This is a genomic window from Bradyrhizobium sp. AZCC 1721, from assembly GCF_036924715.1.
Lineage (GTDB): Bacteria > Pseudomonadota > Alphaproteobacteria > Rhizobiales > Xanthobacteraceae > Bradyrhizobium.
The window spans coordinates 4,519,788-4,544,452 of the sequence record NZ_JAZHSB010000001.1; the positions used below are offsets into that span (position 1 = coordinate 4,519,788).

Consider the following 24,665-nt stretch of genomic DNA (forward strand, 5'->3'; position numbering starts at 1 on the left):
AAGCTTGCCTCGCGCTTTGGGCCGGACATGGAATCTCAAGCGTTACTCAGCCGCCTCGGACGTCGGCGCCGGTCCCATCTTGGAATTGTGCAGGTCGACGTTGAGGCCGAGCGAGCGCATTTCCTTGACCAGCACGTTGAACGATTCCGGAATACCCGCCTCGAACGTGTCGTCGCCACGCACGATCGCCTCGTACACCTTGGTACGGCCGGCAACGTCGTCCGACTTCACGGTCAGCATTTCCTGCAGCGTGTAGGCCGCGCCGTAGGCTTCCAGCGCCCACACCTCCATTTCGCCGAAACGCTGGCCGCCGAACTGCGCCTTGCCGCCCAGCGGCTGCTGGGTGACGAGCGAGTACGGACCGATCGAACGCGCGTGGATCTTGTCGTCGACCAGATGGTGCAGCTTGAGCATGTAGATGTAGCCCACCGTCACCTTGCGATCGAAGGCGTCGCCGGTGCGGCCGTCATAGACGGTCGACTGGCCGGAGGCGTCGAAGCCCGCGAGCTTCAGCATCTCCTCGATGTCGGCTTCCTTGGCGCCGTCGAACACCGGCGTCGCGATCGGCACGCCGTGGCTCAGATTGCGGCCCAGCTCCATCAGCTCGTTGTCGTTCAGCGTCTTGATGGTTTCATCGTCGCCATAGATCTTCTTCAGGGTCTCGCGCAGCGGCTTGAGATCCTGCTTCTGATAATAGCCGTCGATGGTCTGGCCGATGCGCTTGCCGAGGCCGGCGCAGGCCCAACCGAGATGCGTCTCCAGAATCTGGCCGACGTTCATGCGCGAGGGCACGCCGAGCGGATTGAGCACGATATCCGCGTGCGTACCGTCCTCGAGGAACGGCATGTCCTCGATCGGAACGATCTTGGACACCACGCCCTTGTTGCCGTGGCGGCCGGCCATCTTGTCGCCGGGCTGGATCTTGCGCTTCACCGCGACAAAGACCTTGACCATCTTCATCACGCCGGGCGGCAACTCGTCGCCACGCTGCAGCTTTTCGACCTTGTCGAGGAAGCGCTGTTCAAGGCCCTTCTTCGATTCGTCGTACTGCTTCCGCATCGCCTCGATTTCGGCCATCAGCTTGTCGTTCGGTGACGCGAACATCCACCACTGCGACTTCGGATACTCCTCGAGCACGGCGCGCGTGATCTTGGTGTCCTTCTTGAAGCCCTTCGGACCCGCGATGCCCTGGCGGTTTTCCAGCAGCTCGGCGAGGCGGCCGTAGACGTTACGGTCAAGGATCGCCTGCTCGTCGTCACGGTCCTTGGCCAGACGCTCGATCTCTTCCCGCTCGATCGCCAGCGCGCGCTCGTCCTTGTCGACGCCGTGGCGGTTGAACACGCGCACTTCCACGATCGTGCCCTGCACGCCCGGAGGCACGCGCAGCGAGGTGTCGCGGACGTCGGAAGCCTTTTCGCCGAAGATGGCGCGCAAAAGCTTTTCTTCCGGCGTCATCGGGCTTTCGCCCTTCGGCGTGATCTTGCCGACCAGGATGTCGCCGGCGCGGACTTCGGCGCCGATATAGACGATGCCGGCTTCATCGAGGTTTTTCAGCGCTTCTTCCGAAACGTTCGGAATGTCGCGGGTGATTTCCTCAGGTCCGAGCTTGGTGTCGCGGGCCATCACCTCGAACTCCTCGATGTGGATCGAGGTGAAGACGTCGTCCTTCACGATCCGCTCGGAGAGCAGGATCGAGTCTTCGAAGTTGTAGCCATTCCACGGCATGAACGCGACCAGCACGTTGCGGCCGAGCGCGAGCTCGCCGAGATCGGTCGAGGGACCGTCGGCGATGATGTCGCCCTTCTTGACGATGTCGCCGACCTTCACCAGCGGACGCTGGTTGATGCAGGTCGACTGGTTGGAGCGCTGGTACTTCATCAGCCGGTAGATATCGACGCCCGACTTGGTCGGATCGAGATCTTCGGTGGCGCGGATCACGACGCGGGTGGCGTCGATCTGGTCGATCACGCCGGAACGGCGGGCGGCGATCGCGGCACCGGAGTCACGGGCCACCACGCCTTCCATGCCGGTACCGACGAACGGCGCCTCGGCGCGAACCAGCGGCACCGCCTGGCGCTGCATGTTCGAGCCCATCAGCGCGCGGTTGGCGTCGTCGTTCTCGAGGAACGGGATCAGCGCCGCGGCAACAGAGACGAGCTGCTTCGGCGACACGTCCATATAGTCGACCTTGTCCGGCGTGATCGGCAGCACTTCGCCGGCGTGACGGCAGACGATCAGGTCTTCGGTGAAGCGGCCCTTGGCATCGAGCGGCACGTTGGCCTGCGCCACGCGATAACGGCCCTCCTCCATCGCCGAGAGGTACACGACCTCGTCGGTGACGCGACCGTCCTTCACCTTGCGGTAGGGCGTTTCGACGAAGCCGTACTTGTTGACGCGCGCGAACGTCGCCAGCGAGTTGATCAGGCCGATGTTCGGACCTTCCGGCGTCTCGATCGGGCAGATGCGGCCGTAGTGCGTCGGATGCACGTCGCGCACCTCGAAGCCGGCGCGCTCGCGGGTCAGACCGCCCGGTCCAAGCGCCGAGAGGCGGCGCTTGTGGGTGATCTCCGACAGCGGGTTGGTCTGGTCCATGAACTGCGAGAGCTGGGACGAGCCGAAGAACTCGCGCACTGCGGCAGCCGCCGGCTTGGCGTTGATCAGGTCCTGCGGCATCACGGTGTCGATATCGACGCTGGACATGCGCTCCTTGATCGCGCGCTCCATGCGCAGGAGACCGATGCGATACTGGTTCTCCATCAGCTCGCCGACCGAACGCACACGGCGGTTACCGAGATGGTCGATGTCGTCGATCTCGCCCTTGCCGTCGCGCAGGTCGACCAGCGTCTTGATGACCGCCAGGATGTCTTCCTTGCGCAGCGTGCGGTGGGTGTCGGGCGCATCGAGTTCGAGGCGCATGTTCATCTTGACGCGGCCGACCGCAGAGAGGTCGTAACGCTCGGCGTCGAAGAACAGCGACTGGAACATGGTCTGGGCCGAATCGATCGTCGGCGGCTCGCCCGGACGCATCACGCGGTAGATATCGAACAGCGCGTCTTCACGCGTCATGTTCTTGTCGGCATGCAGCGTGTTGCGGATGTAGGCACCGACATTGACGTGGTCGATGTCGAGCAGCGGCAGTTCCTTGTAGCCCTGCTCGTTCAATGCCTTCAGCGACTTCTCGGTGAGCTCCTCGCCGGCCTCGGCGTAGATTTCACCGGTCTTCGGGTTGACGAGATCCTCGGCGAGATAGTTGCCGATCAGCTCTTCATCCGACAGGCGCAGGGCTTTCAGGCCCTTTTCCTGCAACTGGCGCGCCGCGCGCACGGTCAGCTTCTTGCCGGCCTCGAGCACCACCTTGCCGGTGTCGGCGTCGATCAGGTCGTTGATGGTCGAGTAGCCGCGGAAACGGGCGGCGTCGAACGGCACGCGCCAGCCGTCCTTGGCGCGCTTGAAATTGATCTTCTTGTAGAAGGTGGACAGAATCGTCTCGCCGTCGAGACCGAGCGCGTACATCAGCGAGGTCACGGGGATCTTGCGGCGGCGGTCAATGCGCGCGAACACGATGTCCTTGGCGTCGAACTCGATGTCGAGCCAGGAACCGCGATACGGAATCACGCGCGCGGCAAACAACAGCTTGCCGGACGAATGAGTCTTGCCCTTGTCGTGGTCGAAGAACACGCCGGGCGAACGGTGCATCTGCGAGACGATGACGCGCTCAGTGCCGTTGACGACGAAGGTGCCGTTCATGGTCATGAGCGGGATGTCGCCCATGTAGACGTCCTGCTCCTTGATGTCCTTGACCGACTTGGCGCCGGTTTCCTCGTCGATATCGAACACGATCAGGCGCAGTGTCACCTTCAGCGGCGCAGCATAGGTCATGCCGCGCTGGCGGCACTCGTCGACGTCGTATTTCGGCGGCTCGAATTCGTAGCGGACGAATTCCAGCATCGAGGTGCCGGAGAAATCCGAGATCGGGAACACTGAGCGGAACACCGCCTGCAGGCCCTCGTCCAGCCGGCCGCCCGGAGGTTCATCGACCATCAGGAACTGGTCGTAAGACGCCTTCTGAACCTCGATCAGGTTCGGCATCTCGGCGACTTCCTTGATGTGTCCGAAGAACTTGCGGACCCGTTTGCGACCGGTGAATGTCTGCTGCGCCATCGTGGCCTCTCATTTTCGTCGCCTTAGTAGGCGAACCTTCCGAAGCGCGACTGCCATCGCCCCCGGGTTGAATTGTCGAATCGCTCAAAAGGAACAAAGCCCACTTTCAGGAATTAAATCCTGAATCCGCACTTTAGACCTTCAAAACGCAAAACGACGCGCGGGCGCATGACTGCACCCGCCCGTCATAACTGGTGGTTTCACGGACTGAAAAAGCCCGAAATCTGACTGTCTCCCAACGGGTTACGCCGGGAACCCTGCCGTCCCCGCCGCCTACCGTCTTTTCCTGCTGCCGCCACGATATGGGGCGGAATAGTGGAGATTCGAGGGGCTAACCCCAAGAATCCCCACACTTTTCTGTGTAGTACGCTTACTTCAGCTCAACCTTGGCGCCAGCCTTTTCGAGCTGGGCCTTGAGTTTGTCGGCCTCTTCCTTGTTCACGCCTTCCTTGACCGGCTTGGGCGCGCCTTCGACGAGGTCCTTGGCTTCCTTGAGGCCCAGGCCGGTAATGGCGCGGACTTCCTTGATGACTTCGATCTTCTTTTCGCCAGCGGAAGCGAGAACGACGGTGAAGTCGGTCTTTTCTTCAGCCGGAGCAGCAGCGGCGCCGCCACCCGCGGGACCGGCAACCGCCACGGCGGCAGCGGCGGAAACGCCCCACTTTTCTTCGAGGAGCTTCGCGAGCTCGGCAGCTTCGAGCACCGTGAGGCTCGAGAGGTCGTCGACGATTTTCTGTAGGTCAGCCATTGATCAGTTCCTTAAAGGTTTGGTTCGAACCAGATTTGATTTGCGAAGGGTCAGGCCGCTTCACTCTTTGAGGCATAGGCCTGGACGACGCGCGCGAGCTTGGCCGCGGGCGCAGTGGAGAGCTGAGCGATCTTGGTCGCCGGCGCCACCAGGAGGCCGACAAGCTTGCCGCGCAATTCGTCCAGCGACGGCAAGGAGGCAAGTGCCTTCACGCCGTTCACATCCAGGACGGTTTTACCCATCGAGCCGCCGAGAATGACGAACTGCTCGTTCGTCTTTGCGAACTCCATGGCAACCTTCGGCGCCGCTACCGGATCGTTTGAAGTCGCGATCACGGTCGGCCCCTTCAAAAGGGAGCCAATGGCAACGACGTCCGTGCCTTCAAGAGCAATTTTGGCGAGACGGTTCTTCGAGACCTTCACCGACGCGCCCGCCTGCTTCATCTGCGTACGCAGCTTCTGCATCTGGGCCACGGTGAGGCCGGAATAATGGGCGACGACTGCAACGCTCGTGGTCTTGAAGACCTCGTTCAGCGCCTCAACCGCGTCCTTTTTTGCCGCTCTTTCCACAGCAAGCTCTCTCCGGTTGGCGGCCTTCGCTTACGAGCGAGACCGCCGGGTTGCACCCATCGTCTCGCCCAAAACCTGACCTCTAGACACCAGTCTCAAGGACACCGCCGGGCAGACGACATTTGAAAAGCCTGCCCTCCCGAACCAGATGGCGCGGGGTGTCGAGGTTCGAACCAAATCAGCGATGGCGCCGCGCAAGGCGACGCTAAAGCGAAATCCGGTCTTCACCCGTCTATGCAGGCCATAAGATTAAGCCGTTGAGGAACTTGCGTTTCTTCGCGGGCGCCTGCAGTCTCGGACAGGATCGGGGCCATCCGGCAAGCCGAAGGACCCCTGCCGCATTCCACGAAACGATAAGTTTTCGTTCCTTTCGAGCAATCCATGCGGATGTCCTGAAAGGAATGATCTCCTACCGTAACGGGTTTTCGGAATGCGCGCACAGACGTGCCAGCAGCTACGGCCAGCACGCCTGGAAGCCATTGTTTAACGAGTCTTGCCCGGCTTGCCAAGAGCAAAATTCACACCAGTTCACGGACCGGCCGGACAACAATTTTCGTTCCGAATCTCGAAATTTCATTGACGGTTCCGTCACACCGGCGACGCCCGCCTCGTCTTGGCCGCAGGAGGTTCTCATGCGGCGTCAGTTGGCAGCCATTCTTGCGATACCCACGGTTCTGAACGGGCTGGCCATGCTCGTGGCCGGACCGCTCTGGTATCAAACCGTGCCCGGGGTGCCGGACACCGGCCCGTTCAACCCACATTTTGTTCAGGACATCGGTGCGGCGTTCCTCGTGGCCGGCCTGGCACTGGCCGCGCGGGCATGGCGCCCCCGCTATTGGCCGGCGGCCGTGGCAGGCGCGGGCTTCCTCGCCGCGCACGGTCTGATCCACCTGGTGCTGATCGTTAGCGGGCACGCCCACAACGCCGCGTTCGATCTTCTTGCCGTGGTCCTGCCCTCCGCACTCGCCCTCTATTCCGCCTTTCCCAACCAAGGAGAACGATATGCGTAATTGGATCGCCCGCCGCAGTTTGCGCGCATTCGCCAAACGCTATGGTTACGACGTCAGCTATCTCGAAATGATGCTGATCGAATCGCCTGGCGCCTTTTTCAAGTTCGCGCCCATCATGAAGGCGGCCGCGCACCGCGAGGCGGTCCCGACCGATGCGAGTTTCGCTGCCAAAATCGTCGGCGCGCTGGCGGAGGATTGCGGCCCCTGCACGCAACTGGTCGTCGACATGGCGCTGGAAGCGGGCATGGCCAAGGACCAGATTGAGGCGGTTCTTCGCCGCGATCCGCGCGCGATGAATGATGCGACTATGCTCGGGTTCCGGTTTGCCGACGCCGTGGTGCGCCGCTCCGCCAACGACGACGAGTTTCGCGACGCCGTCCGCGCCCAATGGGGCCCGAAAGGCGTGATAGACCTGACGATGGCGCTACAGCTCGGCCGCATGTTCCCGATGATGAAAGCCGGGCTCGGCTATGCCAAGGAGTGCCGCCGCGTCTCGGTGAATGGGCACAATGTCGATGTCGTCAAACAGGCTGCATGACGGGGACCCGCTGGCGCCCCATCGCGGGCGCCTGCTCGGGCTCGCCTATCGCATGCTCGGCAGCCGCTGCGACGCCGAAGACGTCGTGCAAGACGCCTATCTCCGCTTTGCCGGCGCCCAGGATGTCCGCAACGCGGAAGCGTTTCTCGTCACCATCGTGACCCGGCTTTGTCTCGATCGCCTGAAGAGCGCGAAGGCGCAGCGGGAGATCTATATCGGGCCTTGGCTTCCGGAGCCCGTGTTCGACGCGGAAAGCCTGTCGGCCGAAGCCGCCACCGACCTGGCCGACGACCTATCGTTCGCCTTGTTGCTGGCGTTGGACCGGCTTTCTCCGATGGAGCGCGCGGCCTTCCTGCTGCACGATGTGTTCGACACGCCGTTTTCCGAAATCGCCGCGATGCTCGACCATAGCGAGGCCGCCTGCCGTCAACTTGCCTCGCGCGCCCGCCGAGCGGTGCGCGACAACCGCCCGCTACCCGCGGCCGCGCCGGACAATCACGCGCGCCTGTTGCGTGCTTTTAGCGAAGCGGTTGCCAGCGGCGACGTCAGCCGGCTGGCCGAATTGCTGCGCGAGGACGCGGTTGCGATCACCGATGGCGGCGGCCGCAAATTCGCGGCGCGCAATCCGATTGTTGGGAAAGACAAGGTCGCCCGCTTCTTCGTCGGCATTGCCGGCAAGACCGCCGGCCAAGACGTCCGTATCGAGCCGGCTGTCATCAACGGCGCCATTGGCGCGCTACTCTATCTCGATGGCGAACTCGACCTCACCTTGAGCATGGCGATCGACGGCGACAGAATCGCCGCGATCTATGTCGTCCGCAACCCCGACAAGCTGCGCCACGTGCCGCGCCCCAGTTGAATGCGGATCGGTCAGCAGGAACCGATCCGCATGGATAGCTCGACGTCCTCGCCGAATGGCGTGGACAGATAGCCGCCGGCCGACGCGCGCACGCGCGCCAGGTAGTCGGGGCTGTCGTCGGCATTGTCGGCGACGATTAGGGCGCCCGGCCGAAGGCGGCTCTCGACCAGGCTCAGGATTTCCGGATAGAGCGCTTTGGCCCCGTCGAGCAGTAGCAGGTCGAGCGTATCGGGGAGATCGACGCTGAGCGTCTGCAGGGCGTCTCCCTCCCGAATCTCCACGAGGTCGATGAGCCCGCCGGCCATCAGATTGTCGCGGGCCCGCGTCACCTTGGACGGCTCGAACTCGCTGGTGATCAAGCGGCCACCGCCATTGTCCCGCAATGCTGCGGCGAGGTGCAGGGTCGAGATGCCGAACGAGGCCCCAAACTCGACGATCGTTCGCGCGCGAGAGCTTCGCGCCAGCATGTAGAGTAGCGCGCCGGTTTCTCGCGAGACGGCGAGCGGAGCATTCTTCAGGCGCCCGTAGAGGTCGCGGTAATCGGTCTTGCTGCGCATCATGCGCGCCCGAGCTTCGTGCGAGAGATCGGCCACGGCAGCCTCGGTCTCTGCTGAGGCCGCGTCGGCCTCTTCGAACAGGCGATCCAACAGGGGCGCAAGCGGGGTGGTGGTCAGGGTGGTCATGCAGGTCTCCGGTCTGGGTGAGCGCGTCGTTGCGCCGGACCAAAAATACGACTAATCATTCGCGTTATCTAATCGCATTCCCGCCGCTCCTGATGACCGATCGCCGAAGTCCTTCAGTTTCCTCGCGAAAACAGCCCCAGCAGGCCCGCTCGACTGAGCTCGTCGCGGCGATCCTGGGTGCTGCTATTCAGGTTTTGGAGAAGGAAGGCGCGCAACGCTTCACGACGGCGCGGGTGGCCGAGAAGGCCGGCGTCAGCGTCGGATCGCTGTATCAATACTTCCCGAACAAGGCGGCGATCCTCTTCCGCCTCCAGAGCGACGAATGGCGGCAGACGACCGAGCTGCTGCGCGGCATCCTTGAGGACGTCCGGAGACCGCCGCTCGAACGGCTGCGTACGCTGGTCCACGCCTTCATCCGCTCGGAATGCGATGAGGCCGCGGTGCGTGTCGCACTCGATGACGCTGCCCCGCTCTACCGCGATGCGCCGGAGGCGCACGAAGCGAGGGCGTCGGGGGACCGCACTGTCCAGCTCTTCATGCAGGAAGCGCTGCCCGAAGCCTCAGAGGCGACACGTGCATTGGCCGGTGAGCTGATCACAACGACGCTCAGCGCGGTGGGAAAGCAGTTTTCGGAAAGTCCTCGAACCCCTGCCGAGATCGAGACCTATGCCGACGCCATGGCGGATATGTTTTGCGCCTACCTCAAAGGGCTCGCGCACCGCGGAGACGATCAGGCGGAGCTTGACGTCACGGGGTGAGCGAGCGGCTTACCGGCAAAGAACGCCTCAAGATTGGCCAACACGCAGTTCTGCATCGCCACATGCGACTCCAGCGTATGGCCGCCGATGTGCGGAGAGAGCACGACATTGGGCAGCGCCGTCAGGGCGTCCGGCGCATGCGGCTCCTTGGCGTAGACGTCGAGGCCTGCGCCGGCGATGGTCTGGTCCGACAGCGCCGCGATCAGGGCCGGCTGGTCGATCACCGAGCCGCGCGAAATGTTGACGACATAACCCTCCCTGCCGAGCTTGCGCAGGATATTGGCGTCAACGGCGTGGTTGGTGTCCGCGCCCGCACGCACCGCGATCATCAGGACACTGCACCATTCGGCCAGCGCATCAAGCGTCGGAAAATATTGATAGGGAACGTCGTGCTGGCGACGGCTGAAATAGCCGACCTCGGTCTCGAACGCGGCCACCCGCGCCGCGATCTTGCGGCCGATTTCGCCCATGCCGTAGACGCCGATTTTTCGGCCAAGCATGCCCGCCTGCGGTCGCATCATCGGCGAAGGCTTTGCGGCCGCCCAACTGCCGCCCCGTACGTAATCGTCAGCCACCAGTAACCGCCGCGTAGCCGCCAGCATCAGCGTGACCGCGATGTCCGCGACCGACGCCGCATTGGCGCCTGGGCTGTGACCGACGGCGATCTTCCGTTTCGCCGCCGCCACCAGATCGACGCCGTCATAGCCGGTGCCGTAGCAGATGATCGCGCCCAGTTTCGGCATCATGTCCATCGCGTCGCCACGAAGCGGCGTGCCGCCCGCCGTGATCAGCGCTCTGATGTCCGCAAGTTGCTCGGCGGAGAACACCTCATTCGGCGCCTTGCCGGCGGCGTTCAGCAGTTCAAAGCGTTCGCCAAAGCGCTCCATCTGGGCTTTCGGGAAACGCGAATAGATCAGGACTTTCTCGGGCATTGTTCTTCCTTCTTGCCAAGTCCTTGCCAAGTCCGACGGGGCGACGATTACGCAAAAGCGACATCAAACGCAAAGGGCGGAATCGGTCGCCCGATTCCGCCCCTGCAATTCACTTAAGCCGCCACGAACTAGCCGAGCAGCGTGCCCGGCTCGACCTTGACGCCCGGGCCCATGGTGGAGGAGACCGCTACGCGCTGGATGTAGGTACCCTTGGCGCCGGCCGGCTTTGCCTTCGCCACAGCATCCGCAAGCGCCTTGACGTTCTGCACCAGCTTTTCCTCGGAGAACGACGCCTTGCCGACACCGGCCTGCACGATGCCGGCCTTCTCGACGCGGAATTCGACCGAGCCGCCCTTGGCGCCCTTCACGGCTGACGTGACGTCCATCGTCACGGTGCCGATCTTCGGGTTCGGCATCATGCCGCGCGGGCCGAGCACCTTACCGAGGCGGCCAACCAGCGGCATCATGTCGGGGGTTGCGATACAACGGTCGAAGTCGATCGTGCCGCCCTGGACCTTCTCGACCAGGTCTTCGGCGCCGACGACGTCAGCACCGGCAGCCTTGGCTTCGTCCGCTTTGGCGCCACGGGCGAACACGCCGACGCGCAGCGTGCGGCCGGTGCCGTTCGGCAGGTTGACGACGCCGCGAACCATCTGGTCGGCGTGGCGCGGGTCGACGCCGAGATTGATCGCGATCTCGATCGTCTCGTCGAACTTCGACGTGGCGCGTTCCTTGACCATCTTGATGGCATCCGCGAGCGGATAGAGCTTCTCGCGGTCGATGCCCTCACGGACCTTCTTCAAACGTTTTCCGATTGCCATGGTCCGTTACCCCGCAACTTCCAGACCCATCGAACGGGCGGAGCCCTCGACCATCTTCATGGCCGACTCGACGGAATCGCAATTGAGATCCTTCATCTTCTTCTCGGCGATCTCGCGCACCTGCGCGCGTGTCACCTGGCCCGCCTTGTCGCGGCCCGGAGCTTTCGAGCCGGACTGGATCTTGGCAGCCTGCTTGAGGAAGTAGGACATCGGCGGCGTCTTCATCTCGAAAGTGAAGGAACGGTCCGCATAGATGGTGATGATCACCGGGATCGGGGTGTTCTTTTCTTCCTTCTGCGTCTGCGCGTTGAACGCCTTGCAGAATTCCATGATGTTGAGGCCGCGCTGACCAAGCGCGGGGCCGATCGGGGGAGACGGATTGGCCGCACCCGCCGGCACCTGAAGTTTCAGGTATCCGGTCACTTTCTTTGCCATGTATCACTCCTGTTGTGCCGGCCGGGGCCGGCGGTTTCAGGGTCCGTGGTTCGGTTGAAGCGCGGTTGGCGACCGCCCTCATCCTCCCACGGCCTTAGTTGACGCGAAGACAAGCTTCGCGCCGCTCCGATCAGACCTTCTCGACCTGACCGAATTCCAGTTCGACGGGCGTGGCGCGGCCGAAGATCGACACCGCGACCTTCACGCGCGAACGCGCTTCGTCAATTTCCTCGACCACGCCGGAGAACGACGCGAACGGACCATCGGCCACGCGGACGTTCTCGCCGATTTCAAACGACACCGTGGCCTTCGGCCGCTCAACACCTTCCTGCACCTGCTGCAGGATGTGCATCGCCTCGGATTCGGAGATCGGCATCGGCTTGTTTTCGGCGCCGAGGAAGCCCGTCACCTTTGGCGTGTTCTTGATGAGATGGAACGCCTCGTCGGTCAGTTTCATCTTCACCAGCACGTAGCCCGGGAAGAACTTGCGCTCGGCATCGATCTTGCGGCCGCGGCGCACCTCGGTGACCTTCTCGGTCGGCACCAGTACCTGGTCGAACAGTTCCTCGAGGCCGCGCTGCTTCGCCTGCTCGCGGATCGATTCCGCCACCTTCTTCTCGAAATTCGAGTAGGCGTGAACGATATACCAGCGCTTGTCCATCGTAAGGGTTCCGGTGCTCATCATTGGACGCCCAGCAGGAAGGTGACGACGTAGCGGATGATCAAATCCGACAGGAAGAAAAAGATCGAAGCCAATGCGACCATGACGAAGACCATGATCGTCGTGATCGTCGTCTCGCGGCGCGTCGGCCAGGTGACCTTGGCGGTCTCCGAGCGCACTTCCTGCAAGAATTTGAACGGGCTGAAAGCCATCGTTGGTTACCGCGTCCTTCGTGAGACGATTGCGATTTAAACCGAATTCAAACAGCCCTCTAGTGCCCAGCCCTCTCTCGAAGGATGAGCCGCCAAGCGGGCTCGATTGTTCGGGGGAATTCAAAGCCGCGCCGGATATCCGCATCTCAACGGGCCGGCAGCAGGTGGCGGGTATCTACTGCCGCCCGGGCAAAAGGTCAAGGTACGGGGTGCCGCGGCCCCTGTCGGCTGGCTGAACGGGACGGAGCCGTTTGGTTAACCCGCCGGTACCGGGTCGGCTCAAATGCACACAAGGCCCCCACCCTGATTTTAAAAGCTCTTGAATATCCTGTTTGCTGCACTGGGAAGTGAGACGACCATGGCACTATTGGGCCAAGACTACGAAAGACCTTCGGGCGAGACCGCGTGGACCATTCTCGACGCGGCACACGACCTCGGCGACACCGTTACCGTCGATGCCTGCCGGCGGGTGATCGATGCCGACCTGCGCGGCGACACGCCGGCCACCTCGGACATGGCGGTCCTCTCCGCGTTCTTCGGCTAATTGCCGGGCAGCGCCAGGGAAATCACCGCGGATTGATCGATCCGCGAAGGATCGCCGGCCTGTCGAAAATCAGCGTAAGTATTTGATTTAGCTGGCAGGAGTGGCAGGGCTCGAACCTGCGACCCCCGGTTTTGGAGACCGGTGCTCTACCAATTGAGCTACACTCCTGCAGGGAACCGGCGCTTGCGTCGGTTCGTGCCGTTTCAAGCATAGGGCATGCCCCGATTGCAAGGGCGAAGCAGCCTACCGCCCTATCCAAAGCACGCCTTCTGCGCCAGACTTGGTCACCACAACAACAAGCGCAACGGGAGAGACCATGAACGCGCAGACCGCCGCCCGGCAGACTTCCGCCCCCCAGACCCCTTCGCTCCCGCAGGCCAAACCGGAAACCATAGGCCTCTCGGGCGTTCGCCTGCAGCGGATGTCGGACGCTTTCAAGCGGGAAGTGGACAAGGGAACCCTTCCCGGCGCCACCGTGATGGTGGCCCGGCGCGGCCAGATCGGCTGGTTCGATGCGATCGGCCGCCAGAGCCCGGCAGCCGGCGCGCCGATGGCGCATGACAGCATCTTCCGTATCTTCTCGATGACCAAGCCGATCGTCTCGGTCGGCATCATGATGCTGGTCGAGGACGGCCACTTCATCCTTGGCGATCCCGTCGCCAAATTCATTCCGGAGTTTGCCGACCAGAAGGTCGGCGTCGAAAACAACGGCCAGCTCGAGCTGGTGCCGGCGAAGCGGCAGATGACGGTTCAGGACCTGCTGCGGCATACGTCCGGCCTGACCTACGACCACACCGGTAACGGCCTCGTCCAGCAGCTCTATCAGCAGTCGCGGCTGCGCAGTCGCAAGATCACCAACGCCGAGCACGCGACCATGATCGCCGGCATGCCGCTGATCTGCCAGCCCGGCGCGGAATGGAACTACAGCCGCTCGACCGACGTCCTGGGCCGGATCATCGAAGTCGTCTCCGGCAAGTCGCTCGGCGCGTTCCTGACCGAACGCATCCTGGCACCGCTGCAGATGGCCGAGACCGCTTTCCATACCTCAGAAGCCAACGCCGGCCGCCTCGCCGAACCGTTCGCGAATGATCCGTGGAATGGCGACAAGGTGCAGCTCTTCAACATGCTGGAGAAGCCCGCGATGGAATCCGGCGGCGGCGGGCTGGTCTCAACCACCATGGACTATGCGCGGTTCTGCCAGATGCTGCTTAACGGCGGCGCGCTCGATGGTAACAGGATCATCGGCCGCAAGACGCTGGAATTGATGGCATCGGATCATCTCGCCCCAGGCGTGAAGGTCTCTTCGCCGCTGATGCCGCCCGGTCATGGTTTTGGCCTCGGCTTCGCGGTCCGCACTCAAAGAGGCATCGCGCCGTTCCCGGGATCGCTCGGCCAGTTCTTCTGGAGCGGCATGGCCGGCACGTTCTTCTTCATCGATCCCGCGGAAGACCTGTTCACGGTCTTCATGATGCAGGGGCCCGGCCAGCGCGAATACATCCGCAACATGCTGCGGGATCTGGTGTACGCGGCGGTAGAGTGATTTCTCGTGCCCCGGACGCGACGCAGCACGAAGTGATGCGTCGCTGAGCCGGGGCCTACCACCTTCGCCGCGGTTCGCATGGGTCCCGGCTCTGCGGAGCAGCGCTGGCGCTGCACCGCGTCCGGGACACGAGATCAACTGATCGTCGCGCCGCCGTCGATCACGATGGTCTGCCCCGTCATGAAGTCGCCGGCCTTCGACCCCATCAGCACCGCAGCGCCCGCGATTTCGTCCGGCACGCCGATGCGCAAGAGCGGCGAGCGCGCGGTGGAAGCTTTCAGCGTCTCCGGATTGTCCCACAGCGCTTTCGCAAAATCGGTCTTGATCAGGCCGGGCGCGATGCAGTTCACGCGGATATTGTGCTTGCCGTATTCGCAGGCCAGATTGCGCGCGAGTTGCATGTCGGCCGCCTTCGAGATCGCGTAGGCGCCGAGCACGGTCGACCCCTTCAACCCGCCGATCGAGGAGACGATGATGATCGAGCCGTCCTTGCGCTCGATCATCTGCGGCACCACCATGTTGATCAGCCAATTGTTGGCGACGATGTTGTTGTCCAGAATCTTGCGGAACTGTTCATCGGAGATGCCGCCGAGCGGGCCGTAATAGGGATTGGACGCGGCGTTGCAAACCAGCACGTCGATCTTGCCGAAGGCGCGGTTGGACTCGTCGACGAGATTTTGCAGGTTTTCCTTGCTGGAAATGTTCGCGGCGATCGCGACCGCCGTCCCCGTGCCGAACTTGTCGTTGATTTCCTTGGTGACCTGATCGCAAACATCCTGCTTGCGCGAGGAGATCACGACCTTCGCGCCGTGCTCGGCCATCCGCTCGGCGATGGCACGGCCGATGCCGCGCGTCGAGCCGGTGATGACGGCGACTTTCCCGGTCATATCGAACAAGCTCATGTCTCTCTCCCGATGTTGATCCGGCGCGAAGCCGGTTTCGTCTTCAATTCGAACTAAGCAGCCTTTGCGATCCTCGACAACTTGAGGCTCACGCGAGTTTGGTCGACGGCGGCTCGACCTCCGGCCCGGCCGGCTGATGCATCGCCTTGTGCGAGGCATCCGCGATCCACGGCTGCTGGTTGACCATCTGCAGCCGCCAGCCGCTGTGGCCTTCGCTCGCGAGATGGTCGAGCCGCGTCACCGAACAATTATCGATGTCGAAGACCAGGCCTTTTTCGGGCAGGCCGCCGAGCGCAAGGGCGACCGCGGCCCTGATCGTGCCGCCATGCGCCGCGACGATTACGTCCTTACCCGCTTGTTCGAGATTGATGCGCTCGATTGCGGCGCAGACGCGATTGTAGAGGTCCAGGAAACTCTCGCCGCCGGGCGCAGGCTCGTCGACGGCACCAAACCAATGGCTGCCGATCGGCCGGCTTGCGAGGAACGCCGCGCGGTTCATGCCCTGCCATTCGCCGAGATGCTGCTCGGCGAACTCGTGCACGTGCGGCATCTCCATCGGCTTGGGAAAGCCGGCTTCCCAGATCGCATGTGCGGTCTGATGCGTGCGCTTCAGATTGCTCGCATACCAGACCGCGTTGCGCGGCAGGATTTTTCCGACCGCCTCGAACACGATGCGATCACTGCAGTCGCAGCCGAGATCCTCCTGCCCGTAGATGCAGCCGTTATCTTCGCGAACCGGCGCGTGGCGTACCCACCACCAGCGCGTTACAACCATTCGCGGTTTGTCTGCATTGGACATCGCCAAGACCCTTCAATACTGTTCGCTGTCGCTGTACGTCAGAGCACGCATCGTCTCAAGTCACTCTGACGTTTGAAATCTTGTTTGAATTCCGCGAGGCGGCACACGCCGACACGCATAACACTACAGGGAGAAGCTCATGGGCCGCCTCGAAGGCAAATCCGTCATCATCACAGGTGCCGGAAGCGGCATCGGACGCGCAGCATCGGTGCTGTTTTCCAAGGAAGGGGCGAAGCTCGTCATCGTCGACCGGACCGAGGGCGTAAAGGAAACCGCCAAGCTCGTCAGCGATGCCGGTGGCACCGTCGAGGCCGTGATGGCGGATGCCGGTTCGGAAGCCGATGTGAAGGCGTTCATCGACAAGGCGGTTTCGAAATACGGCCGGCTCGATGCGATCTGGGCCAATGCCGGTGTCAGCGGCGGGCTGGTGCCGCTGGCCGAGCAGACCGTCGAACACTGGCAGGAAGTTTTGCGCATCAATCTGATCGGGCCATTTCTCGCGATCAAGCATTCGATGCCACACATGATCAGGCAGCAGTCCGGCTCGATCGTCTGCACCGCTTCCGTTGCAGGGCTTAAAGCCGGCGCCAGCGGTCATCCCTATGGCGCGAGCAAGGCCGGCGTCATCAGCCTGGTGCAGACCACGGCCTATTCGCTGTCCGGCACCGGCGTGCGCATCAACGCGGTCTGCCCCGGCCTGATCGAGACCGGCATGACCAAGCCGGTATTCGACCGCGCCAAGGAGCGCGGCACTTCCGACAAGATCGGCCAGCTCAATCCCCTGAAGCGCGCCGGCCAGCCGCACGAGCTCGCCGCGATGGGCCTGTTCCTCGCCAGCGACGAGGCTTCCTACGTCAACGGCCAGGCGATCCCGGTCGACGGCGGCCTCACCGCGTCGATGCCGTATACGGGGAAGCCAGTCTGATGTTTGTCGCATCATGATCACAACCCGTCCGGCGGCAGGCCCGATGACTCTGCCGCCAGCGCGCGGTGGCGGATGCGCTCGCGGTAGAAGGCGTAGAGGCCTGACAACACGATGATCGAGGCGCCCAGCACCATCATGGCATCGGGTACATCGCCGAACGCGAGGTAGCCGAGCAGCATCGCCCATAGCAGCGCGGAATAGCGGAACGGCGCCACCGCCGAGATGTCGCCCGAGCGCAGCGCCGAAATGATGCATTGATAGCCGATCAGCAGCAGCACCGCGGCCAGCGCCTGCAGGCCAAGGGCGCTCGCCGATGGCGGCGTCCAGCCGCCGAGCGGAACGAGGATAGCCCCGCCGGCCGCCGTGACGGTCACGGTGGTCAACAAGGTGATGAACAGCGAGGGAATCTTCGCCGGAATTTTCCGCGTTGCGAGGTCCCGCAGTGCGCAGAACGCCACCGACACCAGCGCGAACAGCGAGTACTCGCTGAAGCCTGCCAACCCCGGCCGCACGATGATGAGCACGCCGACGAAGCCTGCGACAATCGCCGACCAGCGCCGCCAGCCGACCGGCTCGCCAAATATCACTGCGGCGCCGAGCGTGATCGCCAGCGGCAGCGCCTGGAAGATCGCCGAGGTGTTGGCGAGCGGCAGATGCACGAGCGCTGCCATGAACGAGATCGTGCCGCCGATCTCGCCGATCACCCTGAGCGCCACCGGTTTTTGCACCAGCGTGCGCAGCGGACGCAACGCACCCTGATGCCAGGCGAACGCTGCGACCAGCACGATCGCGAACAGCCCGCGCACCAGCATCACCTGGCCGAAGTTCATCTCTGACGACACCGCCTTGGTGATGGAGTCGTTCATGGTGAACGCCGCCATGGACACCGCCATGAGCAGGCTGCCGCGGATATTCGGAGAGAGTGCCAATTCCGTTAGGTCGCGCCGGCCTTCTGAGCGTATTCCCAGGAAGACTTCGACAGCGGCACGGTGCGCGCCGCCGACTCCAGCGCCTTGGCGTTCGCAGCGGTGCCATCGCGAATACGTCCGGCGATACCCTGCGTAATGCCGGCGAGGCGGAACATGTTGTAGGCGAAATACCAGTTGAGATCGGGCACTTCCATGCCGGTGACGTTGCAGTAGATCTGCGCCGCCTCCTCCACGCTCGGAATGTTCAGCGCCTTGAGATCGGCTTTTTCCAAGCCCGGCATGGTCCACTGCATCAACAGATAGGTGAAGTCGGCCATGGGATCGCCGAGCGTCGACAGCTCCCAGTCCAGCACCGCCTGCACCCGCGGTTCCGTCGCGTGGAAAATCATGTTGTCGAGGCGGTAGTCGCCGTGAACGATCGAGACGCGCTTCTGTTCAGGTACAGTTCGCGGCAGCCATTCGGCTACTTTTTCGAATTCCGGAATGTGCTGGGTTTCCGAGGCGCGGTATTGCTTGGTCCAGCGGTCGATCTGGCGCGCGAAATAATTGCCCGGCTTGCCGAAATCGCCAAGCCCGATCGCTTCCGGATTGAAGACGTGGAGCTTCGCCAGCGTCTCGATCTTGCTGGTGAAGATCTTGCGCCGGTCGTCCGGCGTCTGGCTCGGCAGTGTCGGGTCCCAAAATACCCGGCCGTCTTCCATCGACATGATGTAGAAGGCGGCCCCGATCACGGCATCGTCGGTGCACAGCGCGTAGGCCTTCGCGACCGGAAAGCCCTGCTTGCCGAGCGCTGCAATGACGCGGAACTCGCGGTCGACCGCATGCGCTGACGGCAGCAATTTGCCGAACGGTTTTCGGCGCATCACGTAGGATCGGGCCGGCGTTTCGAGCTTGTAGGTCGGGTTGGACTGGCCGCCCTTGAACTGCAGGACCTTTAGCGGCCCCTGGTAGCCCTCGACATGCTCGCGCATCCAGCCGTCGAGGCTCGCCTCGTTGATGCGATGGCGCTCCTCGACTTCCTTGGTGCCCGAGAACTCTTCGTCTTTCCTGACGCCGTCCGCCACGATGACGCTCCCTTGGATTCTTCTTGGACTTTGGGGAGCGCCATCGATGGCCTCCCGTTAGTGCGTAGCGTTTGCATACTTCCGAAGTTCAAGTCTGGCAATGGCGCGGTTATGCACCTCGTCCGGACCGTCCGCCAGCCGCAGCGTGCGCACATGCGCGTAGTCCACCGCCAGTCCGGCGTCATCGGAGACGCCGCCGCCGCCGAACGCCTGGATCGCGTTGTCGATGATCTTCAACGCCATGTTCGGCGCCGCCACCTTGATCATGGCGATCTCGAGTTGCGCGGTCTTGTTGCCCACCTTGTCCATCATGTCGGCAGCCTTGAGGCACAGCAAGCGGTTCATCTCGATGTCGATGCGGGCTTCCGCGATGCGCTGCTCCCAGACCGAATGCTCGATGATCTTCTTGCCGAATGCGGTGCGCGACGACAGCCGGCGCACCATCTTCTCCAGCGCTTCCTCAGCCTTGCCGATGGTGCGCATGCAGTGATGGATACGGCCCGGACCGAGACGGCCCTGCGCGATCTCAAAGCCCTTGCCCTCGCCGAGCAGGATGTTCTCCTTGGGAACGCGGACGTTCTCCAGCAGCACCTGGGCGTGGCCATGCGGCGCGTCGTCGAAGCCGAACACCGGCAGCATTTTTTCCACCTTGATGCCGGGCGTGTCGAGCGGAACGATAATCTGCGACTGCTGCTGGTGACGCGCCGCGTTCGGGTCGGTCTTGCCCATCAGGATCGCGACCTTGCAGCGGGGATCGCCGACGCCGGACGACCACCATTTGCGGCCGTTGATGACGTAATGATCGCCATCCTTCTCGATGCGGGTTTCGATGTTGGTGGCGTCCGAGGATGCCACCGCAGGCTCGGTCATCAGGAAGGCGGAGCGGATCTCGCCGTCCATCAACGGACGCAGCCATTTGCGCTTCTGCTCCTTGGTGGCATAGCGCATGAACACTTCCATGTTGCCGGTATCGGGCGCGGAGCAATTGAAGACTTCGGACGCCCAACTGATGCGGCCCATCTCCTCGGAGAGCGGAGCGTATTCCAGATTGGTCAATCCTGCGCCACGGAATTCATCGTCCTCATGCGAGGACGGCGGCATGAACATGTTCCAGAGGCCTTCGGCGCGCGCCTTCTTTTTCAGATCTTCCAGGATCGGGATCACCTTCCAGCGCTCACCCTGCGCGTCCTGTTGCTTATAGATCGGCACCGCGGGGCGGACATGCGTGTTCATGAACGCGCGCACGCGGTTCAGCCATTCCTTTTGCTTGTCTGACATATCGAAATTCATGGGACGCTCCTCGGCTCTCGGCTTCTGAAAATCGCGTTTGGCCGCACTGTCTGCCCGCCACTCACGGCCGGCAAGCCGTTTTGCGAACCTGACAGTCCGGTCGGCTGGAGATGCGACACGTTCGCAAACGTTGTTGACATTTCCACCTCTTCAAACGATAGTTTCATACAACTGTTTGAATTGCAACTCCCCAAACGGGGGCCAGATATGTCGAGCGATCGGACCCGGTCTGCCATCCTTGCCGCCGCGGAAAAGCTTTACGCCGATCGCGGCTTCGGCGACGTGACGCTGCGCGACATCGTCGCGGAAGCCAACGTCAATCTCGCCGCGGTGAATTATCATTTCGGTTCCAAGGACGAACTGATCGCGGAACTGTTCGTCACCCGCAGCCTCGCCACCAACCGCGAGCGGCTCAACGAGTTGAAGCTTGCGGAGGAAAAAGGCGGTGGCCGCGCGCCGATCGACGCCATCTTCCGCGCGCTGGTGGGCCCTCCCCTGCGCGGCTGCCTCGGGCCCGACCGCGAAGGCTCGACCGCGGCGCGCTTCATGATCCGCGCCTCGATTGAATCGGTGCCGCCGATCCGCCGCATCAAGAACCGCGAGGTCGACCATCTGCGAAAATTCATCGCCGCGATGCGCCGCTCGCTCCCCGGCTGCGACGACGCCGAGCTCTATTGGGGACTGCATTTCGCGCTGGCAATGTCGCATCATACCATCCGGGAAAAAGAACGGCTGTCCAGATTGTCGGAAGGACAATGCGACCTCAACGACGTCGATGCCATCATCGACCGCGTCGTTTCGGTCTCCGTGATGGCACTGACCGGCGGCGAGGCGCCAGCGAAAAAAGCGGCGGCGCGACCCGTGGTGCCGCACGGGAGACTGACCCGGCAAGACCTGTGAGTTGGACTCGTCAACGCGCAGCTATATCTCTTTCAAGGGGCAGTTCTGGAGAGTTCCGCAAGCCTTTGTCGGCGAGCGTCTCGCCATTCGACCGCTCGATCGCGACGGCAACAACGGTATCTTCTTTGCCAGCTGGCAAGTCGCATCGATCGACTTGACCAATGGCCAACCTGTCAGTGATGTGTCCGAACAGGTGTCAGCCATGTCTCCGGACTAAACACTTCGCGGACGATGACAACGGAATATGAGGCGACATGCTCGCGACGTACTTACGCGGGCGGCGAATCAGTTCGCCGTCGGTAGCTCCGGTCGTGCGGGATATCCAACCCACGCCAATGCGCGCGAGGTGAAGCTAGCGCACCTCGAATGGCTCGGAACGCTCGGGCTCGCTCGGCAGTTGTAGCGTTGAGGCAAGTGGACGCCTCACTACTGGCGAAGATCACCGAGAGGAATGCCGATGCCAACCCAGCCAACTATCGCCCGCATCTGGCGCGGCCGGACGCGGCCCGAAATTGCGGATAGCTACGAAGCCTATATCAAAGCCGAAGGAATTCCGCCGCTGGAGAAGACCGCCCTTGGCGTCCAGCTATTCCGGGAGGATCGTGAACATGAGAGCTGGTTCACGACCATCTCCTATTGGCCGAACCTCGAGTCGATGACCGCCTTCACCAAGGGCAAGCCGACGAGGGTGCACCATCTCGACCGCGATCCTGAGTTCTTGATCGAACTCCCCGAGTTCATCCAGATTCACCGGATCCTGGTCGACCGGCAGGGCCTGCGTTGATTGGAACGCCCTACATCACGGCGACACAATCAATCTCGATATCGAACGGTGCGAACCATTCGGGAACGCAAACGAAGATGCGCGCCGGGTGATCTTCCGGGAAGTAGCGCGCGTAGATCGCGTTGACCGTGGCGAAATGCGCTACCGAGGTGCAGTAGACGTTGCACTTCATGACATTTTGCAACGATGTGCCCGCGATCTCCAGGCACAGCTTCAATTGCTGAAGGACGAGTTCGGTCTGGCGTTCGATCGGGCCAGCGAAGAGCTCGCCGGTATCGGGATCGAACGGCGGCAGGCCGGAGACGAACACCATGCCGCCGCCGCGCGTGACCGGCGATACCGGCGTGCCCCGCTTTGCAAGCCAGGACGAGATCGGCTCGACGCGAATGACTTCCTGTTTCATCGTTGCACCTCTCGAGCAGACCTGATCGAGGGTGCAAGTTAGCTCAATCCGATGCCACCATGCTTCGATTGAGGTGGAAGTATCGATGTCGAGATCAGACGATCTTCTTCTCCTTCAGCGCTTCCACCTTTGCCTCGTCATAACCAATCGTCGCCAGCACGTCCTTGGTATCCGCGCCGAGCAGCGGCGGCGCGCGATATTCCTTCACCGGCGTCCCGGAGAAAGTGATGGCATTGCGGATCAGCGACAGGTCGGACTGTAGCGGATGGTTGACCTTGACCTGCATGCCGCGCGAGCGGACATGCGGATCGGAAAACACCTGCGAGAAATCGTTGATAGGGCCCGAGGGCACGCCGGCCTTCTCCAGTTCTTCCAGCCAGTAGGCGACCGGCTTTTTCAGGAACAGCCCGGCGAAGATCGCCATGATCTCCTTGCCGTGGACGACGCGGTCGTTGTTCTTGACGAAGCGCGGATCGGTGGCGAGTTCGGGCGCGCCGAGCACGGCGCAGGTGCGCTGGAATTGGCCGTCATTGCCGACCACCAGCATCAATTCCCCATCGGTGCATCGGAACACGCCGGCCGGCATGCCGCCATTACCCCAGGTGCCGCGCCGCGGCGGGGTCTGGCCGTTGACGAGAAAGATCTGTGCGTAATGCGACAGCGCGGCGATCACGGTGTCGAACAGGCAGACGTCGACATGCTGCCCCTCCCCGCCATTGACCTTGCGGTGATAGAGCGCGGCCAGAATGCCGATCGATGAGTTCATGCCGGTCATGTAGTCGACGATCGAGGGGCCGACCTTCATCGGGCCGGCGCCGGGCTCGCCGTCGATATGGCCGGTGACGCTCATCAAGCCGCCCATTGCCTGCAGGATCGCGTCGTAACCGGCGCGCGGCGCGTAAGGGCCGGTCTGGCCGAAGCCGGTCACCGAGCAATAGATGATGCCGGGATTGATCGCCTTGATCGATTCGTAATCGAGCCCGTAGCGCTTGAGATCGCCGACCTTGTAATTCTCCATCATCACGTCGCAGCTCTTGGCGAGCTCGCGAATGATCTCCTGGCCCTCCGGGGCCGCGATATTGACGGTAAGGGATTTCTTGTTGCGGTTGGCGCAGAGGTAGAACGAGTTGTTATTGTTCTGCTTGCCCTCGGGATCCTTCAGGTAAGGCGGGCCGAAGGCGCGCGCGTCGTCGCCGCCGCCGGGACGTTCGATCTTGATCACCTCGGCGCCGAGATCGGCGAGCATCTGCGCCGACAAGGGACCAGCGAGCACCCGCGTCAGGTCGAGAATTTTGATGCCCGATAGTGGCAGAGCCGACATGAACGTCCTCCGAATTTTTGGCGTGGTGGCGCGGGAACAGAATCCGGCGCGATGCTTGCCGATACACTATTTTGTGCGGCTGAGCCCTGCATTGTCGGCATGTAGGTATCCATCGCTGACTGGAGCTGCGACGAGGGCTCCGATCGATTGCGCTCCCTCTCGCACGCAACAATTGAATTGGACCACTAATTGGTCTATTCTTCCCAAGCCATCGATAATCGAACAAGACGCCTCATGCGCATCCCCGTCTCCGAAGCCAAAGGACAATTGACCGAGCTGGTGCGACGCGCCGAAGCCGGCGACGAAGTCATCCTGACCCGCCATGGCCTGCCGGCCGTGCGTCTGGTTCCGATCGCGGCAGCGCCGGACCGTAAGGCGCGTCGCGCCTTGCTTGAAGCCGCGCGCGCCAGCGGCGCGACAAAGGCCGCGGCCGGGCCCGACGCCGCCAGGAGTCAGGATTTCCTATACGGCGATGACGGCCTGCCCGGATGATCGCCGTCGATACGTCTGCTCTTATGGCTGTCGTGCTCGGTGAAGCCGAGGCCGACCCCTGCATCGCCACGCTGGAAACAGAAGACGAGCTATTGATCTCGGCGGTAACCATCGCCGAGGCATTGATCGTTGCGGACCACCGAAACGTCGGCGACGAGATGGGAAGCCTGATTGACGGGCTTGGCCTCAACACCATTGCCGTTTCGCTGGCCTCGGCACGAAGGGCCGCGCAGGCCTATGCACGATGGGGAAAAGGCATTCACGCCGCCGGACTCAACCTCGGCGACTGCTTCTCCTATGAGGTCGCGAAACAGCATCGCTGTCCCCTGCTCTTTGTCGGGAGCGATTTCGCGAAAACGGACATCAAAGGTGTTCTATGAACCGG

27 protein-coding genes, 1 tRNA gene and 1 pseudogene are annotated in these 24,665 nt (G+C 62.7%); 12 read left to right on the plus strand and 17 right to left on the minus strand.

The window, feature by feature from the left end; genetic code table 11:
- Window positions 1-42: 42 nt before the first annotated feature.
- The 3 genes from rpoB to rplJ all read right to left on the minus strand — a co-directional run bounded on the left by rpoB (window position 43) and on the right by rplJ (window position 5,478).
- Entirely contained in the window at window positions 43-4,161 is a 4,119-nt protein-coding gene (gene rpoB, locus V1273_RS21885) for a DNA-directed RNA polymerase subunit beta (RefSeq protein WP_334363371.1), read from the minus strand.
- A 370-nt stretch (window positions 4,162-4,531) separates the two neighbouring features.
- Entirely contained in the window at window positions 4,532-4,909 is a 378-nt protein-coding gene (rplL, locus tag V1273_RS21890) for a 50S ribosomal protein L7/L12 (protein ID WP_065748157.1), read from the minus strand.
- A 50-nt stretch (window positions 4,910-4,959) separates the two neighbouring features.
- The gene (gene rplJ / locus V1273_RS21895) at window positions 4,960-5,478 is read right to left on the minus strand and encodes a 50S ribosomal protein L10 (protein ID WP_057843567.1); all 519 of its coding nucleotides are present in this window, start codon (window positions 5,476-5,478) and stop codon (window positions 4,960-4,962) included.
- 632 nt (window positions 5,479-6,110) lie between these two features.
- Between rplJ and V1273_RS21900 the strand changes: the two genes are divergently transcribed.
- Genes V1273_RS21900 through sigJ form a run of 3 tightly spaced genes read left to right on the plus strand, consistent with a single transcriptional unit; the run spans window position 6,111 to window position 7,885 of the window.
- Complete coding sequence (locus tag V1273_RS21900; RefSeq protein WP_334410831.1) at window positions 6,111-6,488, plus strand: hypothetical protein; 378 nt, start codon at window positions 6,111-6,113, stop codon at window positions 6,486-6,488.
- Window positions 6,481-7,026 carry a hypothetical protein gene (locus V1273_RS21905; RefSeq protein ID WP_334410832.1) on the plus strand — a complete coding sequence of 182 codons (546 nt, stop codon included), beginning with the start codon at window positions 6,481-6,483 and terminating at the stop codon, window positions 7,024-7,026. Before V1273_RS21900 ends, V1273_RS21905 begins: the two co-directional genes overlap by 8 nt.
- Window positions 6,998-7,885: an RNA polymerase sigma factor SigJ gene (gene sigJ / locus V1273_RS21910; protein ID WP_334410833.1), complete on the plus strand. Its 888-nt coding sequence runs from the start codon at window positions 6,998-7,000 to the stop codon at window positions 7,883-7,885. Before V1273_RS21905 ends, sigJ begins: the two co-directional genes overlap by 29 nt.
- Window positions 7,886-7,896: 11 nt before the next feature.
- On the opposite strand, the gene V1273_RS21915 is transcribed toward sigJ, so the two are convergent.
- A complete protein-coding gene (locus V1273_RS21915; protein ID WP_334410834.1) occupies window positions 7,897-8,568 on the minus strand; it encodes an O-methyltransferase in 672 nt (223 codons plus the stop codon).
- Between the two features lie 92 nt (window positions 8,569-8,660).
- On the opposite strand from V1273_RS21915, the gene V1273_RS21920 reads away from it, so the two are divergent.
- Complete coding sequence (locus V1273_RS21920) at window positions 8,661-9,326, plus strand: TetR family transcriptional regulator (RefSeq protein WP_334410836.1); 666 nt, start codon at window positions 8,661-8,663, stop codon at window positions 9,324-9,326.
- On the opposite strand, the gene V1273_RS21925 is transcribed toward V1273_RS21920, so the two are convergent.
- From V1273_RS21925 to secE, 5 genes are all read right to left on the minus strand, one after another.
- Window positions 9,299-10,258: a 2-hydroxyacid dehydrogenase gene (locus tag V1273_RS21925; protein WP_334363380.1), complete on the minus strand. Its 960-nt coding sequence runs from the start codon at window positions 10,256-10,258 to the stop codon at window positions 9,299-9,301. The two genes, V1273_RS21920 and V1273_RS21925, sit on opposite strands and share 28 nt — an antisense overlap.
- A gap of 128 nt (window positions 10,259-10,386) precedes the next feature.
- The gene (gene rplA / locus V1273_RS21930; RefSeq protein WP_057843562.1) at window positions 10,387-11,079 is read right to left on the minus strand and encodes a 50S ribosomal protein L1; all 693 of its coding nucleotides are present in this window, start codon (window positions 11,077-11,079) and stop codon (window positions 10,387-10,389) included.
- Between the two features lie 6 nt (window positions 11,080-11,085).
- A complete protein-coding gene (rplK, locus tag V1273_RS21935; RefSeq protein ID WP_028349072.1) occupies window positions 11,086-11,514 on the minus strand; it encodes a 50S ribosomal protein L11 in 429 nt (142 codons plus the stop codon).
- A gap of 130 nt (window positions 11,515-11,644) precedes the next feature.
- On the minus strand, window positions 11,645-12,175 hold the full coding sequence (gene nusG / locus V1273_RS21940; protein WP_028349073.1) for a transcription termination/antitermination protein NusG: 531 nt from the start codon (window positions 12,173-12,175) through the stop codon (window positions 11,645-11,647).
- A gap of 20 nt (window positions 12,176-12,195) precedes the next feature.
- On the minus strand, window positions 12,196-12,387 hold the full coding sequence (secE, locus tag V1273_RS21945; protein WP_028349074.1) for a preprotein translocase subunit SecE: 192 nt from the start codon (window positions 12,385-12,387) through the stop codon (window positions 12,196-12,198).
- 358 nt (window positions 12,388-12,745) lie between these two features.
- Between secE and V1273_RS21950 the strand changes: the two genes are divergently transcribed.
- Entirely contained in the window at window positions 12,746-12,931 is a 186-nt protein-coding gene (locus V1273_RS21950) for a hypothetical protein (RefSeq protein ID WP_213286265.1), read from the plus strand.
- A 92-nt stretch (window positions 12,932-13,023) separates the two neighbouring features.
- On the opposite strand, the gene V1273_RS21955 is transcribed toward V1273_RS21950, so the two are convergent.
- Window positions 13,024-13,099, minus strand: a tRNA-Trp gene (locus V1273_RS21955).
- A 148-nt stretch (window positions 13,100-13,247) separates the two neighbouring features.
- On the opposite strand from V1273_RS21955, the gene V1273_RS21960 reads away from it, so the two are divergent.
- Window positions 13,248-14,471, plus strand: coding sequence for a serine hydrolase domain-containing protein (locus V1273_RS21960; protein ID WP_334410837.1), 1,224 nt, complete (start codon window positions 13,248-13,250; stop codon window positions 14,469-14,471).
- 134 nt (window positions 14,472-14,605) lie between these two features.
- Here V1273_RS21960 and V1273_RS21965 read toward each other — a convergent pair whose 3' ends face one another.
- Entirely contained in the window at window positions 14,606-15,373 is a 768-nt protein-coding gene (locus V1273_RS21965) for an SDR family NAD(P)-dependent oxidoreductase (RefSeq protein ID WP_334410838.1), read from the minus strand.
- A gap of 88 nt (window positions 15,374-15,461) precedes the next feature.
- On the minus strand, window positions 15,462-16,172 hold the full coding sequence (locus V1273_RS21970) for a histidine phosphatase family protein (RefSeq protein WP_334410840.1): 711 nt from the start codon (window positions 16,170-16,172) through the stop codon (window positions 15,462-15,464).
- A 139-nt stretch (window positions 16,173-16,311) separates the two neighbouring features.
- Between V1273_RS21970 and V1273_RS21975 the strand changes: the two genes are divergently transcribed.
- The gene (locus V1273_RS21975) at window positions 16,312-17,097 is read left to right on the plus strand and encodes an SDR family NAD(P)-dependent oxidoreductase (RefSeq protein ID WP_334363386.1); all 786 of its coding nucleotides are present in this window, start codon (window positions 16,312-16,314) and stop codon (window positions 17,095-17,097) included.
- A gap of 17 nt (window positions 17,098-17,114) precedes the next feature.
- Here V1273_RS21975 and V1273_RS21980 read toward each other — a convergent pair whose 3' ends face one another.
- From V1273_RS21980 to V1273_RS21990, 3 genes are read right to left on the minus strand one after another with little or no spacing between them, the layout of a single operon-like run.
- Window positions 17,115-18,026 (minus strand): DMT family transporter, encoded by a 912-nt coding sequence (locus tag V1273_RS21980; protein ID WP_334410842.1) that lies wholly within the window; start codon window positions 18,024-18,026, stop codon window positions 17,115-17,117.
- Window positions 18,027-18,031: 5 nt separating this feature from the next.
- Entirely contained in the window at window positions 18,032-19,090 is a 1,059-nt protein-coding gene (locus tag V1273_RS21985) for a phosphotransferase family protein (RefSeq protein WP_334363388.1), read from the minus strand.
- A 57-nt stretch (window positions 19,091-19,147) separates the two neighbouring features.
- Entirely contained in the window at window positions 19,148-20,380 is a 1,233-nt protein-coding gene (locus tag V1273_RS21990; protein WP_334363389.1) for an acyl-CoA dehydrogenase family protein, read from the minus strand.
- A 207-nt stretch (window positions 20,381-20,587) separates the two neighbouring features.
- Between V1273_RS21990 and V1273_RS21995 the strand changes: the two genes are divergently transcribed.
- From V1273_RS21995 to V1273_RS22005, 3 genes and pseudogenes are all read left to right on the plus strand, one after another.
- Window positions 20,588-21,280 carry a TetR/AcrR family transcriptional regulator gene (locus V1273_RS21995; RefSeq protein ID WP_334410844.1) on the plus strand — a complete coding sequence of 231 codons (693 nt, stop codon included), beginning with the start codon at window positions 20,588-20,590 and terminating at the stop codon, window positions 21,278-21,280.
- A 7-nt stretch (window positions 21,281-21,287) separates the two neighbouring features.
- Window positions 21,288-21,497 (plus strand): annotated as a pseudogene (locus tag V1273_RS22000) (IS481 family transposase); the annotation flags it as partial.
- A gap of 240 nt (window positions 21,498-21,737) precedes the next feature.
- Window positions 21,738-22,064 carry a hypothetical protein gene (locus V1273_RS22005; protein ID WP_334410845.1) on the plus strand — a complete coding sequence of 109 codons (327 nt, stop codon included), beginning with the start codon at window positions 21,738-21,740 and terminating at the stop codon, window positions 22,062-22,064.
- A 10-nt stretch (window positions 22,065-22,074) separates the two neighbouring features.
- On the opposite strand, the gene V1273_RS22010 is transcribed toward V1273_RS22005, so the two are convergent.
- Window positions 22,075-22,467 (minus strand): RidA family protein, encoded by a 393-nt coding sequence (locus tag V1273_RS22010; RefSeq protein ID WP_334410846.1) that lies wholly within the window; start codon window positions 22,465-22,467, stop codon window positions 22,075-22,077.
- 94 nt (window positions 22,468-22,561) lie between these two features.
- Window positions 22,562-23,788, minus strand: a complete 1,227-nt coding sequence (locus tag V1273_RS22015; protein WP_334363394.1) for a CaiB/BaiF CoA transferase family protein — start codon at window positions 23,786-23,788, stop codon at window positions 22,562-22,564.
- Window positions 23,789-24,022: 234 nt separating this feature from the next.
- On the opposite strand from V1273_RS22015, the gene V1273_RS22020 reads away from it, so the two are divergent.
- Complete coding sequence (locus V1273_RS22020; RefSeq protein ID WP_334363395.1) at window positions 24,023-24,280, plus strand: type II toxin-antitoxin system Phd/YefM family antitoxin; 258 nt, start codon at window positions 24,023-24,025, stop codon at window positions 24,278-24,280.
- Window positions 24,277-24,660, plus strand: coding sequence for a type II toxin-antitoxin system VapC family toxin (locus V1273_RS22025; RefSeq protein ID WP_334363396.1), 384 nt, complete (start codon window positions 24,277-24,279; stop codon window positions 24,658-24,660). Before V1273_RS22020 ends, V1273_RS22025 begins: the two co-directional genes overlap by 4 nt.
- Window positions 24,661-24,665 lie beyond the last annotated feature (5 nt).

Bases quoted from the DNA above. Each gene is read 5' to 3' on its own strand.
- rplK (WP_028349072.1), bottom strand. From the start codon at position 11,514: ATGGCAAAGAAAGTGACCGGATACCTGAAACTTCAGGTGCCGGCGGGT.
- V1273_RS22005 (WP_334410845.1), top strand. From the start codon at position 21,738: ATGCCAACCCAGCCAACTATCGCCCGCATCTGGCGCGGCCGGACGCGG.
- secE (WP_028349074.1), bottom strand. From the start codon at position 12,387: ATGGCTTTCAGCCCGTTCAAATTCTTGCAGGAAGTGCGCTCGGAGACC.
- V1273_RS21925 (WP_334363380.1), bottom strand. From the start codon at position 10,258: ATGCCCGAGAAAGTCCTGATCTATTCGCGTTTCCCGAAAGCCCAGATG.
- V1273_RS21960 (WP_334410837.1), top strand. From the start codon at position 13,248: ATGAACGCGCAGACCGCCGCCCGGCAGACTTCCGCCCCCCAGACCCCT.
- nusG (WP_028349073.1), bottom strand. From the start codon at position 12,175: ATGGACAAGCGCTGGTATATCGTTCACGCCTACTCGAATTTCGAGAAG.
- V1273_RS22025 (WP_334363396.1), top strand. From the start codon at position 24,277: ATGATCGCCGTCGATACGTCTGCTCTTATGGCTGTCGTGCTCGGTGAA.
- V1273_RS21970 (WP_334410840.1), bottom strand. From the start codon at position 16,172: ATGTCCAATGCAGACAAACCGCGAATGGTTGTAACGCGCTGGTGGTGG.
- V1273_RS21920 (WP_334410836.1), top strand. From the start codon at position 8,661: ATGACCGATCGCCGAAGTCCTTCAGTTTCCTCGCGAAAACAGCCCCAG.
- V1273_RS21905 (WP_334410832.1), top strand. From the start codon at position 6,481: ATGCGTAATTGGATCGCCCGCCGCAGTTTGCGCGCATTCGCCAAACGC.
- V1273_RS22015 (WP_334363394.1), bottom strand. From the start codon at position 23,788: ATGTCGGCTCTGCCACTATCGGGCATCAAAATTCTCGACCTGACGCGG.
- V1273_RS21900 (WP_334410831.1), top strand. From the start codon at position 6,111: ATGCGGCGTCAGTTGGCAGCCATTCTTGCGATACCCACGGTTCTGAAC.
- V1273_RS22020 (WP_334363395.1), top strand. From the start codon at position 24,023: ATGCGCATCCCCGTCTCCGAAGCCAAAGGACAATTGACCGAGCTGGTG.
- V1273_RS21915 (WP_334410834.1), bottom strand. From the start codon at position 8,568: ATGACCACCCTGACCACCACCCCGCTTGCGCCCCTGTTGGATCGCCTG.
- V1273_RS21965 (WP_334410838.1), bottom strand. From the start codon at position 15,373: ATGAGCTTGTTCGATATGACCGGGAAAGTCGCCGTCATCACCGGCTCG.
- V1273_RS21975 (WP_334363386.1), top strand. From the start codon at position 16,312: ATGGGCCGCCTCGAAGGCAAATCCGTCATCATCACAGGTGCCGGAAGC.
- V1273_RS22010 (WP_334410846.1), bottom strand. From the start codon at position 22,467: ATGAAACAGGAAGTCATTCGCGTCGAGCCGATCTCGTCCTGGCTTGCA.
- sigJ (WP_334410833.1), top strand. From the start codon at position 6,998: ATGTCGATGTCGTCAAACAGGCTGCATGACGGGGACCCGCTGGCGCCC.
- rplA (WP_057843562.1), bottom strand. From the start codon at position 11,079: ATGGCAATCGGAAAACGTTTGAAGAAGGTCCGTGAGGGCATCGACCGC.
- rplL (WP_065748157.1), bottom strand. From the start codon at position 4,909: ATGGCTGACCTACAGAAAATCGTCGACGACCTCTCGAGCCTCACGGTG.
- V1273_RS21990 (WP_334363389.1), bottom strand. From the start codon at position 20,380: ATGAATTTCGATATGTCAGACAAGCAAAAGGAATGGCTGAACCGCGTG.
- rpoB (WP_334363371.1), bottom strand. From the start codon at position 4,161: ATGGCGCAGCAGACATTCACCGGTCGCAAACGGGTCCGCAAGTTCTTC.
- V1273_RS21995 (WP_334410844.1), top strand. From the start codon at position 20,588: ATGTCGAGCGATCGGACCCGGTCTGCCATCCTTGCCGCCGCGGAAAAG.
- V1273_RS21950 (WP_213286265.1), top strand. From the start codon at position 12,746: ATGGCACTATTGGGCCAAGACTACGAAAGACCTTCGGGCGAGACCGCG.